Origin of the sequence: Streptomyces sp. NPDC005706 (assembly GCF_040631045.1) — a bacterium.
In the GTDB taxonomy this organism is placed as follows: domain Bacteria; phylum Actinomycetota; class Actinomycetes; order Streptomycetales; family Streptomycetaceae; genus Streptomyces.
In genome coordinates this window covers 201,480-214,327 of the sequence record NZ_JBEXYS010000004.1, presented here as the reverse complement: position 1 = coordinate 214,327, position 12,848 = coordinate 201,480, and the positions used below count along the sequence as shown (strand labels likewise).

At 72.5% G+C, this 12,848-nt stretch carries 13 protein-coding genes; 5 read left to right on the top strand and 8 right to left on the bottom strand.

Features of this window, described 5'->3' with window-relative positions; all coding sequences use genetic code 11:
* Nucleotides 1-36: 36 nt before the first annotated feature.
* The 5 genes from ABZ478_RS10040 to ABZ478_RS10020 are packed head-to-tail and all read right to left on the bottom strand — an operon-like array spanning nucleotide 37 to nucleotide 4,933.
* Nucleotides 37-828 carry an FAD:protein FMN transferase gene (locus ABZ478_RS10040; RefSeq protein WP_359547044.1) on the bottom strand — a complete coding sequence of 264 codons (792 nt, stop codon included), beginning with the start codon at nucleotides 826-828 and terminating at the stop codon, nucleotides 37-39.
* Nucleotides 829-832: 4 nt separating this feature from the next.
* Entirely contained in the window at nucleotides 833-1,639 is an 807-nt protein-coding gene (locus tag ABZ478_RS10035; RefSeq protein WP_359547041.1) for an FMN-binding protein, read from the bottom strand.
* A gap of 17 nt (nucleotides 1,640-1,656) precedes the next feature.
* Nucleotides 1,657-3,039 carry a ferredoxin reductase family protein gene (locus ABZ478_RS10030; protein WP_359547038.1) on the bottom strand — a complete coding sequence of 461 codons (1,383 nt, stop codon included), beginning with the start codon at nucleotides 3,037-3,039 and terminating at the stop codon, nucleotides 1,657-1,659.
* Between the two features lie 59 nt (nucleotides 3,040-3,098).
* Entirely contained in the window at nucleotides 3,099-3,569 is a 471-nt protein-coding gene (locus tag ABZ478_RS10025; protein ID WP_359547037.1) for an FMN-binding protein, read from the bottom strand.
* An 11-nt stretch (nucleotides 3,570-3,580) separates the two neighbouring features.
* Nucleotides 3,581-4,933 (bottom strand): ferric reductase-like transmembrane domain-containing protein, encoded by a 1,353-nt coding sequence (locus ABZ478_RS10020; protein ID WP_359547034.1) that lies wholly within the window; start codon nucleotides 4,931-4,933, stop codon nucleotides 3,581-3,583.
* 196 nt (nucleotides 4,934-5,129) lie between these two features.
* On the opposite strand from ABZ478_RS10020, the gene ABZ478_RS10015 reads away from it, so the two are divergent.
* Nucleotides 5,130-5,870 carry a response regulator transcription factor gene (locus tag ABZ478_RS10015; protein WP_358932197.1) on the top strand — a complete coding sequence of 247 codons (741 nt, stop codon included), beginning with the start codon at nucleotides 5,130-5,132 and terminating at the stop codon, nucleotides 5,868-5,870.
* Nucleotides 5,867-7,330: a HAMP domain-containing sensor histidine kinase gene (locus tag ABZ478_RS10010; RefSeq protein WP_359547031.1), complete on the top strand. Its 1,464-nt coding sequence runs from the start codon at nucleotides 5,867-5,869 to the stop codon at nucleotides 7,328-7,330. Before ABZ478_RS10015 ends, ABZ478_RS10010 begins: the two co-directional genes overlap by 4 nt.
* Here the strand turns inward: ABZ478_RS10010 and ABZ478_RS10005 are convergent.
* From ABZ478_RS10005 to ABZ478_RS09995, 3 genes are read right to left on the bottom strand one after another with little or no spacing between them, the layout of a single operon-like run.
* Nucleotides 7,317-8,018: a L,D-transpeptidase family protein gene (locus ABZ478_RS10005; protein ID WP_359547028.1), complete on the bottom strand. Its 702-nt coding sequence runs from the start codon at nucleotides 8,016-8,018 to the stop codon at nucleotides 7,317-7,319. The genes ABZ478_RS10010 and ABZ478_RS10005 overlap by 14 nt on opposite strands.
* Nucleotides 8,019-8,021: 3 nt before the next feature.
* The gene (locus tag ABZ478_RS10000) at nucleotides 8,022-8,609 is read right to left on the bottom strand and encodes a pyridoxamine 5'-phosphate oxidase family protein (RefSeq protein WP_359547026.1); all 588 of its coding nucleotides are present in this window, start codon (nucleotides 8,607-8,609) and stop codon (nucleotides 8,022-8,024) included.
* 47 nt (nucleotides 8,610-8,656) lie between these two features.
* Entirely contained in the window at nucleotides 8,657-8,893 is a 237-nt protein-coding gene (locus tag ABZ478_RS09995; RefSeq protein WP_359547024.1) for a hypothetical protein, read from the bottom strand.
* A 54-nt stretch (nucleotides 8,894-8,947) separates the two neighbouring features.
* Between ABZ478_RS09995 and ABZ478_RS09990 the strand changes: the two genes are divergently transcribed.
* From ABZ478_RS09990 to ABZ478_RS09980, 3 genes are all read left to right on the top strand, one after another.
* Nucleotides 8,948-10,141 carry an argininosuccinate synthase gene (locus ABZ478_RS09990; protein WP_359547022.1) on the top strand — a complete coding sequence of 398 codons (1,194 nt, stop codon included), beginning with the start codon at nucleotides 8,948-8,950 and terminating at the stop codon, nucleotides 10,139-10,141.
* A 115-nt stretch (nucleotides 10,142-10,256) separates the two neighbouring features.
* Nucleotides 10,257-11,714 carry an argininosuccinate lyase gene (gene argH, locus ABZ478_RS09985; protein ID WP_359547020.1) on the top strand — a complete coding sequence of 486 codons (1,458 nt, stop codon included), beginning with the start codon at nucleotides 10,257-10,259 and terminating at the stop codon, nucleotides 11,712-11,714.
* 116 nt (nucleotides 11,715-11,830) lie between these two features.
* Nucleotides 11,831-12,802, top strand: a complete 972-nt coding sequence (locus tag ABZ478_RS09980; RefSeq protein ID WP_359547018.1) for an aldo/keto reductase — start codon at nucleotides 11,831-11,833, stop codon at nucleotides 12,800-12,802.
* Nucleotides 12,803-12,848 lie beyond the last annotated feature (46 nt).

Sequence of the window (12,848 nt, the reverse complement as noted above, 5' to 3'; positions counted from 1 at the left end):
ATGGCATTCGGAGGTAAAAAGACAAAAATTGAACTTTCAGCCCAGCCGGTCCGCCAGACCCCCGGTGCAGCGCACCTCGTCCCCGGCCGTGATCAGCAGGGCCTCCACGCCGGGCAGCGACTCCAGCCACGCCAGCCCCGCCCGCGAGCCCATCGCGAACGCGGCCGTGGCCCAGCAGTCCACCCAGGTCAGCCTGGGTCCCACCACCGTCACCGAGACCAGGTCGGTGACCGCCGGGCGGCCGGTGCGCGGATCCATGATGTGCGCGCCCCGCTCCGCCGTGCCGGACGTGGCCACGGACAGCTCGTCCACGCCCGCCGCCGAGATCACCGCGGCCAGGCCGCCCGGCCGGAGCGGGTCGGCCACTCCCACCCGCCACGGCCGATGCGGCTCCGGCGCGCCCAGCATCTGGACGTCGCCGCCGCCGTTCACGCTGACCCCGCACACCCCGTCCACCGCCGCCAGCAGCCGGGCGGCCCGTTCGGCCGCCCAGCCCTTCACGATTCCGGTCGGGTCCAGGTCGCCCCGGTACCGGGGGCTGAACCAGCCCTCGCTGACCCGCTCCGCCTCGGCCGCCAGCGCCAGCACCTCGGCCACCTCGGGCGCGCACCGCGCCACGGTCAGCTCGCCCCGGGCCAGCCGGGACAGCTCGCTGTCCTCGCGGTAGGTGGAGAACAGCGCGTCGGCCCGGTGCAGTACCGCGACCGCCCCGGCCAGCGCCTCGCGCACCGCGTCGGTCCGCCCGCCGCGGACGTCGAAGGAGAAGACGGTGCCCATGACCTCCTCCGCGTGCCGCGTCGCGGCGGGGGCGTCGGCCGGCTCGGTCATCGGGTCAGCCACCGGCCTGGTCGAGCGCCGACTGCAGCGACTGCTTGTAGCCGGTGCTGGTGTAGGTCGCCCCGGACACCGCGTCGATGCCGGCGTTGCCGGCGGCCACGGCCTCCTGGTTGAGCTTCGGCACGGCGAGCGCGGTCTTCTGGTCGCTGACCCCGCCCTTGGGCGCCTGCACCGCCTCCGCCTCGGTGATCTTCCCGCCGGCGACGGTGATCCTGACCTGCACCGGGCCGTACTGCGTCTGCGCGACCCGGCCGGTGACGGTCCGCGCCTGCGCGGACCCCGAAGCACCCGAGGAGCCGGCACCCGAACCGCTACCAGCGCCCGCACCGGCCCCGGAGGACGAGGCCTTCACCTTGTCCAGCGCCGACTGCAGCGACTTCTTGTACCCCGCGCTGGTATAGGTCGCCCCGGACACCGCGTCGATGTCGGCGTTGCCGGCGGCCACGGCCTCCTGGTTGAGCTTCGGCACGGCGAGCGCGGTCTTCTGGTCGCTGACCCCGCCCTTGGGCGCCTGCACCGCCTCCGCCTTGGTGATCTTCCCGTCCGCGACGGTCAGCCGCACCTGCACGGCCCCGTACTGGGTCTGCGCCGCGTCACCGGTGACGGTGCCCGCCGCCGCGCCACCGCCCTGCTGCCCGCCCTGCGGCGCCTGCTGCGCGGCCCCGCCCGCCTGCGCGGCGGCGCCGGCGCCCGGCGCCGCGGCCGGGTCCGACGCGGGCTTCAGCGACAGCAGCAGCACGACTCCGGACACGGTGGCCGCGGTGGCCAGCACGACGCGCCGAATGGGGTGGCTCTTCCTCATCGCTTCGCAGCTCCCGCTCACATCTCGAACGACTCGTGGTGGATACGGCGCGCGGGGACTCCCGCGCCGCGCAGTGCCTCGTACACGGACTGCGCGAACCCGGGCGGCCCGCACATGAAGACATCGTGGCGTTCGACGTCCGGGATCTTCCGCTGGAGGTTCTCCGCGGAGATGTCCGGCCGCTCACCGTCCGGACTGTTGACCGCGTACATCAGGCGGGCGCCCCGCTCCTCGGCGATCGCGGCCAGCTCGTCCCACAGTGCCAGGTCCTGGGTGGTGTTGGCCCGGTAGAGCAGGGTGATGTCACCGGCCGCCCCGGGCAGCGTCTCGAACAGCGCCCGCATCGGCGTGATGCCGACCCCGCCCGCCACCAGCAGCACCTTGCCCCGGCTGCGCCGCTGCGCGGTGAGCGCCCCGTACGGGCCCTCCGCCCACACCCGGGTGCCGGGCGCCAGCTCGCGCAGCCGGGAGCTGTGGTCGCCGATCGCCTTCACAGTGATCCGCAGCATGTCGGGCCGGGGCGCCGCCGACAGCGAGTACGGGTGCGAGCTGAACCGCATCCCCGGGGCCAGGAACCGCCAGCGGAAGAACTGCCCCGCCTCCGCGCCCATCCGGTGCAGCTTCCGCCCGCCGATCAGCACCGACACGATGCCCGGCGTCTCCTCGATCACGGCCTCCACACGCATCCGGTGACGGACGTTCAGCCGGACCGGGGTGATGACGCGGTACCAGAGCGCCAGCGCCGTGACGGCGCCGTACAGCCCGTACCAGAAGGTCTTGGCGACCGGCTCGACGGCGAAGTCGTTGCCGGTGCTGATCTGGTGCCAGAACGTCAGGAACACCGCCGCGTACGTCAGCAGATGCACGTGGTACCAGGCGTCGTACGGCAGCCGGCGGCGGATCCCGCCCACCGAGCTGACCCCGATCAGCACGAACAGACCCGTGCCGATGGCGGCCTTGCCCATGTCGGGGAGCTGGTTGACGGAGTCGACGGTCTGCTGCACCACGTCACCGAGCGACTTGCCCGCCTGCAGCGCGTAGCCCCACATGGTGAGGAACACGTGCGCCACGATGAGGCAGAGCGTGTAACGGCCGCTCATCGCGTGCCAGCGGGCCACCCGGTCGGAGCCGACCCGGCGTTCCAGCGCCGGTACCCGCGCCATCTGGAGCACGACCAGCGCCATCAGATAGCCGGCCAGCAGACCGGTGATGCGGCCCGCGTTCAGGATCCTGCCGTCGTTGTCCGCGATGGCCGGGGTGTTGTGCCACCAGAGCCACAGCACGGCGGCCGCGCCCGCCCAGACCGCGATCAGCAGCGGAACGGCCGGGGAGCGGCGCGGGCGGATGCGGCGCATCGTCTGGCGGCGGGCGGCACGTCCGCCTGCGAGCGTGGTGGTCACGGTTCCTCCGTGGGGACTTGACCCTTGGCCCAGAGATACGCGCCCCGCGCGCCGAGTGTTCAGAGACCCGCCGAGTCCAGCGCGGACTGGAGCGACTGGCGGTAACCGTCGCTGGTGTACGTGGCTCCCGAGACCGAGTCGATCCGCGCGCTCTGCGCGTCCAGCGCCTCGCGCCGCAACTGCGGGATGGCGTAGCTGTTGATCTCCTGGTCGCGCGGATTCTCCGTCGGGTAGACGACCGCGGTGACCTCGGTGAGCTTGCCGCTCTTGATCGTCACGCGCACCTGGACGGGGCCCCAGCGGGTCTGGACGGAGTCACCGGTGACCGTTCTCGTCCCGGTGGCGGGCGCCTTCGTGGTCCCCGGGGAGGCGCCGGCGCTGCTGCTCGTCGGGGCGGGCGCGGGGGTGCCGGCGGCGAGCGCCGGGGCCGCGTGCGGCTTCAGCGACAGCAGCAGCACCATCCCGGAGACGGTGGCCGCGCTCGCCAGCACGACGCGGCGGAAGGGGCGGTTCTTGTTCAGCGCGTGCACGGAAGGAGACCTCACAGCTCGAACGACTCGTGGTGGATACGGCGGTCCGGCACCCGGGCCGCCCGCAGCGCCCGGTACACGTCCTGCGCGAAACCGTGCGGGCCGCATATGTAGACGTCGCGCCCGGCCAGGTCCGGGAGGGCCGCCCGCAGCGACTCGGCCGTGAGGTCCGGGCGCTGTCCGTGCGGCCCGTTGAGCGCGTACAGCACCCGGGCGCCGCGCCGGCGGGCGATCGCCTCCAGTTCGCCGCCGAGCGCCAGGTCCTCGGCACCGCGGGCCCGGTACAGCAGGGTGACCTCGCCGGGCAGCGTCTCGAACAGCGCCCGCAGCGGGGTGATGCCGACGCCGGCGGCGATCAGCAGGGAGCGGTGCGAGGTGGCCCGGTCGGCGGTCAGGGAGCCGTACGGGCCCTCCGCCCACACCCGGGTGCCCGGCCGCAGCAGCGGCACGGCCGCGCTGTGGTCGCCGAGCGCCTTGACCGTGATCCGCAGCAGGTCCGGGCGCGGCGGCGCCGACAGCGAGTACGGCGTGGACGTCCAGCCCATGCCCTGGCCCAGGAACCGCCAGCGGAAGAACTGCCCCGGCCGCGCACCGAGTTCGTCCAGGCGCCGGCCGCGCACGACGACCGAGTACACGCCCGGCGCCTCCTGGTACACCGAGTCCACCCGCAGCCGGTGCCGCCGGTTGAGCCGCACCGGGGCGAGGATCCGGAACCACACCACCAGGGCCGCCACCCAGAGGTACAGCGCGTACCAGAGGGCGGTCGCCATCGGCCGGCCGTTGAACTGGTCGCCCAGCGCGAGCTGGTGGAAGAAGGCCAGGAACACGGCCGCGTACGTCAGCAGGTGGACGTAGTACCAGAACTCGTAACTGGTGCGGCGCCGCGCGGCCCGTGCCGAGGTGACGCCGACCGCGAGGAGGATCACCGTGCCGGCGGTCGCCTTCAGCATGTCCGGGTAGTCCAGGAGCACCGTCACCGTCTCGTGCCACAGTGAGGCCCGGTCCTGTGCCGCGTACCCGGCGAGGATGAACACCACGTGTGCGAGCAGCAGGCAGATCGTGTAGCGGCCGGCCATCGCGTGCCAGCGCGCCACCCGGTCCGAGCCGATCCGCACCTCCAGCAGCGGCACCCGGGCCATCAGCCCGACCAGCACCGCGCAGGCGTACCCGCACAGCAGCCCGGCGATCCGCCCTGCCCCGGTCAGCCAGCCGGCCGTGCCGACCACGGACCCGGTGTCCGCCCACCAGAGCGCGATCACGGCCGCCACCCCTGCCCACAGCGCGGCGAGCACCCAGCCCGCCGGGGAACGCCGCGCGGTCCCCGGCAGGGGCGGGGCCGCCCGCCTCGTATCCACGGTGGTCATCAGTGCCGTTCCCTTCGTCCGTCAGCCATGCCACTGTGCGGGCCGAAGTTCTGAGGCACCTCTGAAAAACCCGCTTCGCAGGGGTCCGGGAGGGCTTTCTCAGAGGAATCTCAGGGAGCTGCCCGCACGCTCAGAGGAAACTCAGAGGGGACAGGGCGGACAGCCGGCCCCCCGAGGGGTGATGCTGGTAGACGCCATGAACACCACTCGCTCCGGCCGCCCCGCCCTCACCCGGCCCGACGGCACCCCGCTGCGCGTCCTCGTCGTCGACGACGATCCCGACCTCGCGGAGGTGCTGACCGGCGCCCTGCGCTACGAGGGCTGGGAGGTGCGCGCGGCCGGCGACGGCGCCGCCGCGGTCAGCGCCGCACGGGAACTGCTGCCCGACGCCGTCGTCCTCGACGTGATGCTGCCCGACACCGACGGCTTCGCCGTGCTGCGCCGTCTGCACGAGGTCAAGCCCGAGGTCTGCGTGCTGTTCCTCACCGCCCGCGACGCGGTCGAGGACCGTATCGCGGGCATCACCGCGGGCGGCGACGACTACGTCACCAAGCCCTTCAGCCTCGAAGAGGTCGTCGCCCGGCTGCGCGGCCTGCTGCGCCGGGCCGGCATGGCCCGCCAGCTGGAGGACGGGCCCCGGCTGGTCGTGGGCGACCTGGTCATGGACGAGGAGGCCCGCGAGGTGACCCGGACCGGTGAGCTGGTCGAACTCTCCCCGACCGAGTTCGAGCTGCTGCGCTTCCTCATGCGCAACCCGCGCCGGGTGCTCAGCAAGGCCCAGATCCTCGACCGGGTGTGGTCCTACGACTTCGGCGGCCGGGCCCATGTGGTCGAGCTGTACATCTCCTACCTGCGCAAAAAGGTGGACGCGGGCCGCGAACCCATGATCCACACGGTGCGCGGGGCCGGCTACGTACTGAAGCCGGTGACCCGGTGAGGGCCGTACGCCGGCTGCCCCGCCCCCACACGCTGCGCGCCCGGCTCACCGTCGGCCTCGTGGTCCTGCTCGCGGTGAGCTGCGCCGCCGTGGGACTCGCCGCGGTCGTCGAGCTCAACGGCTTCCTGACCCAGCGCCTGGACGAACAGCTCGTCCAGGTCGGCACCCGGTTCCCGGAGAGCATGGAGCACAACGCGCCGCGCACGGACCACGACGGCGACGAGCCCCTCGACACCCGTCGCCAGGCCACCGGCACCTTCGGCGCGCGCCTGCTGAACGGCCAGGTCACCCACAAGGGCCTCATCCGCTCCGGCGACCCGTCCGCCGACCTGAACGTCGATCTGACGGCCGAGGACCAGCGGCGGCTGGCCCGGGTACCGGCCGACGGCCGCCCCCACACCATCGAGCTGTCCGCCCTGCACGACTACCGGGTGACCGCCTCCCCGGGCCGGGACGGGGACGTCCTGATCGTCGGCCTCCCGCTGGAGCCCGTCGAGGCGACCGTCCACCGCCTGGAACGGGTGGCGGGTGTCGTCTTCGGCCTCGCCCTCGTGATCACCGGCGTGGCCGGGGCGCTCTGGGTCCGCTGGTCGCTGCGCCCGCTCAGCCGGGTCGCCGCCACCGCCACCCGGGTCAGCGAACTCCCGCTCGCCAGCGGCGAGGTCGCCCTGCCGCCCCGCGCCCCGGTCTCCGACCCGCGCAGCGAGGTGGGCCAGGTGGCGGCCGCCTTCGACCGCATGCTGGGCCATGTCGAGGGCGCCCTGACCAAACGGCACGCCAGCGAGGAGCGGCTGCGCCGCTTCGCCGCCGACGCCAGCCACGAGCTGCGCACCCCGGTCGCCTCGGTCCGCGGCCACGCCGAACTGGCCCTGCTGCACCCCGGCCCGGTGCCGGCGGAGGTGCACCGGGCCCTGGAGCGCATCGCCGCCGAGTCCTCCCGCATGGGCGAGATGGTCGACGACCTGCTCCTGCTGGCCCGCCTCGACGCAGGCCGCCCCCTGGAGCGCCGCCCGGTCGACCTGACCCGGCTGGTGCTGGACTCGGTGACGGACGCCCGGGCCGCGGGGCCCGGCCACCGCTGGACACTGGACCTGCCCGAGGAACCGGTGACGGTGACGGGCGACGCCCACCGGCTTCACCAGGTGCTGGCCAACCTGCTGGCCAACGCCCGGCTGCACACCCCCGACGGCACCGAGGTGACGGTGACCCTGACGGCCGGGGACGGCACGGCCCGCCTCTCGGTCCACGACGACGGCCCCGGCGTACCCGAGGACGTACAGCCGGGCGTCTTCGAACGGTTCACCCGCGCCGAACACCGCCGCCGCGCGGACGCCTCCGGCGGCGGCGCGGGGCTCGGGCTGTCGATCGTGGCGGCCGTGGTGGAGGCGCACGACGGCAGCGTCGAGCTGGAGAGCGAGCCGGGATCGACGACCTTCACGGTGCGGCTCAGTACCGCGTGACGGCGGTGGAGCCGTCCTCCGTCCCGATCGCGACGTGCGGCTCGCGCGCCGGATCCGCCCAGCTCAGGATCTTCCGCATGGCGTCCTCGGGCACGGACACGCAACCCGCCGTCGCGCCCTTGCCGTTCACGTGCAGGAAGATCCCGGCGCCGCGCCCGCGCACCGGCCGGTCGTAGTTGAAGCCGATGACGAGCGCGTACCCGTACTGGGGATCGTAGGAGCTCAGTTTCTCGGACTGCGAGGCCCGGCAGTCGGCGGGCAGCGGCTCGGCCCAGCGGTTGTACGACGTGGAGTCGTTGTCCTGGCACCACCAGGAAGCGGCCGTCACCGGCCGGTACTCGACGCGGGTACCGGCCGGGGCGGCCTTGATGCCGAAGCCGAACGGGATGCCGTACAGCCCGGTCGGCGTGGTGTTCGTGCCCTGCTCACGCGTGCCGCCCTCCACCAGCCCGTTCGCCCCGAACCGGGCGGGAGCGGAACCGGCCTGCGTCCACTGCCCGTCCCGCAGGTCCCACCACGTCACCGTCCCCGACGTCGAGCCGGTGCCCGGTGCCGACGCGGTGATCAGTTGGGTGCCGCCGCCGGTGTCCGCCATCCGCGCGGGCAGCGGCTCCGGGCCGTGGCCGGGGGAGAGACCGAGCACGCAGACGGACGCGGACACGAGGGCGAGGACGACACCTTGGCGCATGGCTCAGACGCTAGACGGGGGGAGCGGCAACGGCAGCCCGGGTAGTCCGTCCAGGCTCGTCGCCACGTGCTCCTTCTTGGTGAAGTACGCGCTCAGCGAGGCGTCGTCCTCCCGCGCGAACCGCTTCCCGTGCAGATCGCGGTCCTCCTCGTACGCCATGTGGGGAACGGCGTAGCCGCAGGTGTCCCGGATCAGCTCCGCGTCCACGACGACGATGGCGCGCAGTCCGTGCGTGCTCGGGTCGATGTCCGGGAAGCGGGCGAGCAGACCGGCGAAGCGCGGGTCGTCGCGGAAGACCGGCTCGCCCCGGCCGTGCACCCGGACGATGTTCGGCGGTCCCTGGAAGGCGCACCACATGAGGGTGATGCGGCCGTTCTCCCGCAGGTGCGCGATCGTCTCGGCGTTGGAACCGGCGAAGTCGAGGTAGGCGACGGTGAGTTCGTCCAGCACCGCGAAGGAGCCGCGCAGCCCCTTGGGGGAGAGGTTGATCGTGCCGTCGCCGGAGAGGGGAGCGGTGGCCGTGAAGAAGAGGGGCTGCTCCTCGATGAACGTCCGGAGCCTGCCGTCTATGCGTTCGTAGGTCTTTCCCATGTCCGTCGATTATCGACGCGATTCCTTCGCTTGTCTAACTAATTTCCTTACGTGGTACGGGCTTTCGCCCGGCCGCGGCCACCCCGGCCGGTGGGTTCGGTGGAGGTGCGGCCGATGGCGATGGCGATGCGGTCGATGGCGATGGCGGACGCCGGTACGGCGGGCAGCTTCGGAGCGACGTCGGGGCAGGTGATGGTGCCGGGGGCGGCGAGCGTGCGGGCGTTCGCCGCACCGTCGCTCCCGTCGGGCGTCCCGGCTCGCCGGAGCGGCGATTGACGAATCATGCGGAGTTCTGCATACTCATGCATATCAGCGAATGCACTGTGAGGAGAAACCCCGTGACCGAGCGCGTCGTACTCGCCTACTCAGGCGGTCTGGACACCTCCGTCGCCATCGGCTGGATCGCCGAGGAGACGGGCGCCGAGGTCATCGCCGTTGCGGTCGACGTCGGCCAGGGCGGCGAGGACCTGGACGTCATCCGCAAGCGCGCCCTCGCGTGCGGTGCCGTCGAGGCCGAGGTCGCCGATGCCAAGGACGAGTTCGCCGACGAGTACTGCCTCCCGGCGATCAAGGCCAACGCCCTCTACATGGACCGCTACCCGCTGGTCTCCGCCCTGTCCCGGCCGACGATCGTCAAGCACCTGGTCGCCGCCGCCAAGAAGCACGGCGCCACCACGGTCGCCCACGGCTGCACCGGCAAGGGCAACGACCAGGTCCGCTTCGAGGCCGGCATCGTCGCCCTCGCCCCCGACCTGAAGTGCATCGCCCCGGTCCGCGACTACGCGATGACCCGGGACAAGGCGATCGCCTTCTGCGAGGCCAAGCAGCTCCCGATCGCCACCACCAAGAAGTCCCCGTACTCCATCGACCAGAACGTCTTCGGGCGCGCCGTCGAGACGGGCTTCCTGGAGGACATCTGGAACGCCCCGATCGAGGACATCTACGAGTACACCTCCAACCCGGCCGTCCAGCGTGAGGCCGACGAGGTGGTCATCACCTTCAAGGAGGGCGTCCCGGTCGCCATCGACGGCAAGCCCGTCAGCGTGCTCCAGGCCATCCAGCAGCTCAACGAGCGGGCCGGCGCCCAGGGCATCGGCCGGATCGACATGGTCGAGGACCGCCTGGTCGGCATCAAGTCCCGCGAGGTGTACGAGGCCCCCGGCGCGATCGCCCTGATCACCGCCCATCAGGAGCTGGAGAACGTCACCGTCGAGCGCGAGCTGGCCCGCTACAAGCGGCAGGTCGAGCAGCGCTGGGGCGAGCTGGTCTACGACGGCCAGTGGTTCTCCCCGCTCAAGCGCGCCCTGGACGGCTTCATCAACGAGGCCAACCAGCACGTCTCCGGTGACATCCGGCTGACCCTGCACGGCGGCCGCGCCGTCGTCACCGGCCGGCGCTCGGAGTCGTCGCTGTACGACTTCAACCTCGCCACCTACGACACCGGCGACACCTTCGACCAGGCCGCGGCCAAGGGCTTCATCGACATCTACAGCCTGTCGTCCAAGATCGCCGCCAAGCGCGACCTGGCCTGATCCAGGGCGGGGGACCCCGTAGGGGTCACCTCGCACGCATCGCCTGACAGCCGCCTCCTCGCCTGCAAGGGTGGGGAGGCGGTCGCACAGAGACGACTTCCGAGGAGCAACGCAAGTGAGCAGCAACAGCGGTGACGTACGGCTCTGGGGCGGCCGTTTCGCCGACGGTCCCGCCGAGGCCCTGGCGAAGCTGTCCGCGTCCGTCCACTTCGACTGGCGGCTCGCGCCCTACGACATCGCCGGCTCCCGCGCCCACGCGCGGGTGCTGCACCAGGCGGGGCTCCTCACCGAGGACGAGCTGACGCGCATGATCGCCGGTCTCGACCGGCTGGAGGCGGACGTGGCGGACGGCTCCTTCGTCGGCACCATCGCCGACGAGGACGTCCACACCGCCCTCGAGCGCGGCCTGCTGGAGCGCCTCGGCCCCGACCTCGGCGGCAAACTGCGCGCCGGCCGCTCCAGGAACGACCAGGTCGCGACGCTGTTCCGGATGTACCTGCGGGACCACGCCCGGATCATCGGCGGCCTGATCGCCGAACTCCAGGACGCGCTGGTCGGCCTCGCCGAGGCCCACCCGGACGTGGCGATGCCCGGCCGCACCCACCTTCAGCACGCCCAGCCGGTGCTCTTCGCCCATCACGTGCTCGCGCATGTGCAGTCCCTGTCCCGGGACGCCGAGCGGCTGCGCCAGTGGGACGAGCGCACGGCCGTCTCGCCGTACGGCTCCGGCGCCCTGGCGGGCTCCTCGCTGGGCCTGGACCCGGAGGCGGTGGCGAAGGACCTCGGCTTCGAGCGCGGCAGCGCCGGCAACTCGATCGACGGCACGGCCTCCCGCGACTTCGTGGCGGAGTTCGCCTTCGTCACCGCGATGATCGGGGTCAACCTGTCCCGGATCGCCGAGGAGATCATCATCTGGAACACGAAGGAGTTCTCCTTCGTGACCCTGCACGACGCGTTCTCCACCGGCTCGTCGATCATGCCGCAGAAGAAGAACCCGGACATCGCCGAGCTGGCGCGCGGCAAGTCGGGCCGGCTGATCGGCAACCTGACGGGTCTCATGGCGACGCTGAAGGCCTTGCCCCTCGCCTACAACCGCGACCTCCAGGAGGACAAGGAGCCGGTCTTCGACTCCTGCGACCAGCTCGAGGTCCTGCTCCCGGCCTTCACCGGCATGATGGCCACCCTCACGGTCAACCGCGAGCGCATGGAGGAACTGGCCCCGGCCGGCTTCTCGCTCGCCACCGACATCGCCGAGTGGCTGGTCAAGCAGGGCGTGCCGTTCCGCGTGGCCCACGAGGTCGCGGGGGAGTGCGTGAAGGTCGCCGAGGCCGAGGGCAAGGAGCTGGACGAGCTCACGGACGAGCAGTTCGCGAAGATCTCCGCCCACCTCACCCCCGAGGTCCGCTCGGTCCTCGACGTCCCCGGCGCCCTCGCCTCCCGCAGCGGCCGCGGCGGTACGGCGCCCAGCGCGGTCGCCGTCCAGCTCGCCGAGCTCAAGACGGACGTCGCGGCGCAGCACGCGTGGGCGGTGGAGCCCCGCAAGGCGTACGGGCGGCCGCGCGCCGGGTCGTAGGGCACCCCGCCCTCACCTGAGCGGCGATCCGGCCGAGTTGCCGGGCGGACCAAGAGGTCATCGCGGGTTACGTTGGTCGTCGAAGCCGTACCGGAGCCGACCGAACGGAGCCTGCGATGCCTTTCGCCCGCCTCGCGACAGCGACCACGCCGACCAGCCACATCGGCCTCGGCCTGGCCGCGGTGGGCCGCCCCGGCTACATCAACCTGGGCCGTGAGCAGGACCTCGGGGAGAACCGCAGCGTCGAGGCACTGCGCGAGCGCACCCACGAACTCCTCGACGCCGCCTACGCGCAGGGTGTGCGCTACTTCGACGTGGCCCGCTCCTACGGCCGCTCCGAGGAGTTCCTCGCCGGCTGGCTGGCCGCCCGCTCCGAGATCGACGACGTGGTCGTCGGCAGCAAGTGGGGCTACACCTACACCGCCGGCTGGTCCACCGACGCCGAACGGCACGAGGTGAAGGACCACGGTCTGGCGACCTACGAGCGGCAGCGCGCCGAGACCGGCGAACTGCTCGGCGGCCGGCTGGACCTCTATCAGATCCACTCGGTGACCCCGGACAGCCCGGCCCTCACCGACAAGGAACTCCACGCCCGACTCGCCGAGGCCGCCGCCGGCGGACTCACCGTCGGCTTCTCCACCAGCGGCCCCGCCCAGGCCGACGCCATCCGCGCCGCGCTCGAGGTGACGGTCGAGGGCGAGCCCCTCTTCCGCACCGTCCAGTCGACGTACAACGCCCTCGAGACCTCGGCCGGACCCGCGCTGGCCGAGGCGCACGACGCCGGGCTGACCGTGATCGTCAAGGAGGGCATGGCCAACGGCCGGCTCGCCGCGCCGCACGCCCCGGACACGCTGAGGTCGGTGACCGAGGAGACCGGCCTCGGGTGCGACGCGGTGGCCCTCGCCGTGATCCTGCGGCAGCCCTGGGCCGGGGTCGTCCTCTCCGGCGCCGCGACACTCAACCAGCTCGCCTCCAACCTGCACGCCGCAGTCGTGGACCTCGACCTCGAGCAGCTCACCCGGCTCGCCACGCTGGTGGAGGACCCGCGCGCCTACTGGGAGCGGCGCGGACAGCTCCCCTGGCACTGACCGACACCCGCCCCGAACCGGCTCCGACCAGCGGTCATGAGTCACA